This window comes from Actinoplanes sp. NPDC026670, from assembly GCF_040638175.1.
Classification (GTDB): domain Bacteria; phylum Actinomycetota; class Actinomycetes; order Mycobacteriales; family Micromonosporaceae; genus Actinoplanes.
Genome location: NZ_JBEZXU010000151.1, coordinates 1 through 3,899, shown reverse-complemented (window position 1 = coordinate 3,899; position 3,899 = coordinate 1). Strand labels below are relative to the sequence as shown.

Sequence of the window (3,899 nt, the reverse complement as noted above, 5' to 3'; positions counted from 1 at the left end):
CCACCCGTTACGACAAGCTCGCCGTCCGGTTCGAAGCCACCGTCATCATTGCCATCATCGACCAGTGGCTCCGAGCAATGTGAAACACGGCCTAGAACGTCTGCCCGGCAAGACGAGCCGGAACGCCGGAAGGTTGCATCACGCAGAGTGGTACGTGACGCAAGCGACGGTCGTTCACCACCGATAGGGTTGAGCCTCATGGGAATCACCGACGACGATCTGACCCACCTCCGCCGCTGCGTCGACCTGGCCCGTGAGGCGGTTGCCGACGGTGACGAGCCGTTCGGATCGGTGCTGGTCGCGGCGGGCGGCGAGGTCCTCTTCGAGGACCGCAACCGGGTCCGTAACGGCGACGCCACCCAGCATCCGGAGTTCGCGATCTCCCGGTGGGCGGCGGCCAACCTGACACCCGAGGAACGGGCCTCGGCGACCGTCTACACCTCGGGTGAGCATTGCCCGATGTGTGCGGCAAGTCACGGCTGGGTCGGCCTGGGCCGGATCGTCTACGCGGCGTCGAGCGGCCAGCTGGTCGGCTGGCTCACCGAGTGGGACGTGCCGCCCGGCCCGGTGGCGCCGCTGCCGATCGCCGCGGTCGTGCCGGGCGCCCGGGTCGACGGGCCGGCGCCGATCTTCGAGGCCGAGCTGCGTGACCTCCATCGAGGTCGTTTCCAGTAGCCGCCCACGGGAGCCCCGGCCGCCAGCCATGATGGCTGCTGGGGGTGAAAATCATGAGAATCACGACATACGCGCTGGTGGCGGCACTGTCGACGGCCAGTCTCACGCTGACCGGGACGGCGGCGCGAGCCGACACCACCTGCGGGCCGCAGCATTCCATCGAGTTCGACACGCCCGGGTTCGACACCGACTTCCGGGTACGGATCTGCGTCTACCACGGGTCGTCGACGCGCGGGGCGTACGCGGGTGTCTCGTGGCAGAACGGCGGTGACGACACCACCGACGGGCGCCGCAAGTTCGACCTGCTGGACGTGCACTTCGATCTGCGGCAGGGCACCGAGTCGCTCGGGCACGGATCGTGTGACCTGACCCGGCGGGTGAACAGTGACGAGAGCGCCCTGTTCACCTGCGAGGCCGTCTATCGGGAGTCCCCGGTCCAGGGCGGCTGGAGCGCCACCGGGTACCTGCTCTACAACGTGGACCGGGACGGGGCCGGTGACCTGCGCGTCGACCTGCCCGGCTCACCTACCGTCAAGAACTGATCGCAGGAACTCGGCCGTCTCGTCGACGGCCTGCGTCACGTAGGGCTCGGCGTCGTACAGGTCGATGTGCTGTCCGGCGTCGAGCCAGTGCAGCCGTTTCGGGCCGGTGGCCTGCTCGAACAGGGCCTCGGCCAGTTCCGGCGAGCAGTAGTCGTCCTTACGGCCGTGCACCACGAGCAACGGCGTGCGAGCCAGCAGCGGCGCCGCGCCGAGAGCGTCGAAGGTCATCAGCGAGTGCAGCGAACCGTGGGTGACCCGGTTCTCCCAGTGCTCGGCGGCCGACCGTTCAGTGCCGTAGTAGGCGAACGGCTCGTCGCCGCCCATCGCCGCGGGCGCCCCACCCGGCGCCACCGCCGGCAACTCCTCGTCCCAGCGCTCGATGAACGAGACGAGCGCCTGCCGGTAGCCGTCCGGGTCGCCGGCCGCGAACCGGGCCGGACTGTTGTAGGCGCCGGCGATCCCGGCCACCGCCCGCAGACGGGGGTCGGCGGCCGCGGCCCGGACCGCGTAGCCGCCGCCGAGACAGATGCCGACGACCCCGATCCGGTTCGCGTCGACCGCCGGATGCGCGGCCAGCACCCCGGTCGCGGCCCGTAGATCGGCGAGTTTGCCCTGGGTGTCCTCGTGGGCCCGGCGACCCGCGCTCTGCCCGAACCCGCGGTGGTCGAACGCCAGCGTGGTGATGCCGCGCTCGTGCAGGCGCGCCGCGTACAGCCCGGTGACCTGCTCCTTCACTCCGGTGAACGGCCCGGTGAGCACGACCGCGGGCGCGCCGTCGCCGGCCACCCGCAGATCACCGGCGAGAGTGAGGCCGTCGGCATCGAAAGTGATGTGTGTCAGCATGCCTGCGACGTTAGTGTGACGGGCCCTCCGGCGAGGACCCGTCACTCGTCAGCGGACCGGCGGCAGACCCGGGCTGCCGGGCAGCCCACCCAGACCCGGGTACATCGAACCGGGCGGGGCCGCCGGCAGATGCCCGTAGTGGCCGTAGATCCTCTCGTAGTAGTCCTGCTGGTCGACGAGGTCGGGATCGTAGCCCGGACCACCGGCGACGTGGTCCTTCGACGACGTCACGTACACCTCGTCGTCGGTCACCCGCGCGATCGACTCGACCGGAACGAACGACGACTGCGCCCCGAAACCGAGAACGCCGCCGTGCTCCACGCGCAGGAACCGCACATGATTGGTCACGGTGTCGACCAACAGGTCCGCCACCGTGCCGATCTTCTCGCCGTCGCTGTCGATCACCGACCGGCCCCGGACGTCCAGGGTCGGATCGGCGATCAGCTGACTGGTGTCGCTCAGTGGCGTCAGCGTGCCGACCGGCTCTCCCATCACAGTCACCTCCCTTACCTACGGCTTACCCCATTTCAGGGCTTTCATGTCTGGGTACGCCGGAATCGTCGACTACCAGGAGGCCGGTTCCGGGAGGATGTCGGATCGGGGCGTGGCCGTTCGTGGTACAGGTGTGCGGCAGCCGACCGGGCCGTCGTCCACGATCGTTAAGGAGACCGCCATGCCCGAGTACCTGATCACCTTCAACGACGAGTGGGTTCCCCCGCACACCGAGGAGCAGATCAAGGCCAAGAGCGTGTCCAGCCGGGCGGTGATCGCCGAGATGCAGGCCGCCGACGTGCTGCTCTTCTCCAACGGCGGCCTCGACGAGTCCACCGCGCTGTTCAGTGTCGAAGCCGTCGACGGTGAGGCGATCTTCAGCGACGGGCCGTTCATGGAGACCAAGGAACACCTGGGCGGTTTCGCCGCGATCGACGTGCCCGACGACGACACCGCCCGGTACTGGGCCGGGCGGCTCGCGGTCGCCCTGGAGTGGCCGCAGGAGGTGCACCGCTTCGGCGGCGCCGGCGAGGCCCGGCGGCTCAAGCCGACCGAGGGCTGACGGGCCGGCGTCCCGACCGGGAGCAGAACGAACGACCGGCCCTGGACCCCGGGGCCGGCTCCCGGCCGAGGTCGCCCGCCCGGCCGGGCCATGACGGTGCGCGTACGGTCTCCCAGCCGAGACCCCGAACGACGGTGGGCGGTTTCGCCTGGCCGAGCGGTGACCAAGACCGTCAGCCGTCGCTCACCACTGGAATCCCGGTGGCTTTACCGCGCTGAGCGACGGCCGACCTCACCGTGGCCCGCGAGGCCTGGCTGGTCGCCGGGTCGGTCCAGCCGGTCCGGCCCGACGCCGGGACGCATGGCCCCGAGCTCGACCCGGCCCAGCCCGGTGGGAGTCCGCGGCCCGTTCCGCAAAGGTTGCTGCGGGTGCCGTACGTCGGCAACGTCGACCAGCGCACACAATGGCCGATTGTGTGCGCTGGTCCGTGCCCGCGCCGGGACAGGAGCACGCGCAAGGCCGATCGTGAGCGCTCATCCACGCCGGGACGACTACGCGGGCACACGCAACGTCAACGTGTGCGCCCGTCATCGTTACGGCGACGCCTGGCGGCGGCGCACGACGTGCCGAGCCGCGCTCAACATGCCAGACGGCGTCCGACGGGCCGGGCCGCTCGACATGCCGGGCCGCGCTCGACATGCGGGGCCGCTCGACATGCGGGGCCGTTCGACGGGCCGGGCCGTGCCCGACATGCGGGGCCGCTCGACGGGCCGGGCCGTGCCCGACATGCGGGGCCGCTCGACGGGCCGGGCCGTGCCCGACAAGCCGGGCCGCTCAACGGGCCG

At 70.8% G+C, this 3,899-nt stretch carries 6 protein-coding genes; 4 read left to right on the top strand and 2 right to left on the bottom strand.

The window, feature by feature from the left end; translation table 11 throughout:
- Positions 1-198 precede the first annotated feature (198 nt).
- Together AB0E94_RS52555 and AB0E94_RS52550 are read left to right on the top strand one after the other, a co-directional pair.
- Entirely contained in the window at positions 199-675 is a 477-nt protein-coding gene (locus tag AB0E94_RS52555; RefSeq protein ID WP_360344429.1) for a nucleoside deaminase, read from the top strand.
- A gap of 53 nt (positions 676-728) precedes the next feature.
- Positions 729-1,217 carry a hypothetical protein gene (locus tag AB0E94_RS52550; RefSeq protein ID WP_360344426.1) on the top strand — a complete coding sequence of 163 codons (489 nt, stop codon included), beginning with the start codon at positions 729-731 and terminating at the stop codon, positions 1,215-1,217.
- Here the strand turns inward: AB0E94_RS52550 and AB0E94_RS52545 are convergent.
- Positions 1,197-2,060, bottom strand: coding sequence for an alpha/beta hydrolase (locus tag AB0E94_RS52545; RefSeq protein WP_360344423.1), 864 nt, complete (start codon positions 2,058-2,060; stop codon positions 1,197-1,199). The two genes, AB0E94_RS52550 and AB0E94_RS52545, sit on opposite strands and share 21 nt — an antisense overlap.
- A 48-nt stretch (positions 2,061-2,108) precedes the next feature.
- Complete coding sequence (locus AB0E94_RS52540) at positions 2,109-2,552, bottom strand: PRC-barrel domain-containing protein (protein WP_360344420.1); 444 nt, start codon at positions 2,550-2,552, stop codon at positions 2,109-2,111.
- A gap of 181 nt (positions 2,553-2,733) precedes the next feature.
- On the opposite strand from AB0E94_RS52540, the gene AB0E94_RS52535 reads away from it, so the two are divergent.
- Both AB0E94_RS52535 and AB0E94_RS52530 read left to right on the top strand, forming a co-directional pair.
- Positions 2,734-3,114, top strand: coding sequence for a YciI family protein (locus AB0E94_RS52535; protein WP_360344417.1), 381 nt, complete (start codon positions 2,734-2,736; stop codon positions 3,112-3,114).
- 465 nt (positions 3,115-3,579) lie between these two features.
- Positions 3,580-3,899: hypothetical protein (locus AB0E94_RS52530; protein WP_360344414.1), on the top strand; the 320-nt coding region annotated here is incomplete at its 3' end.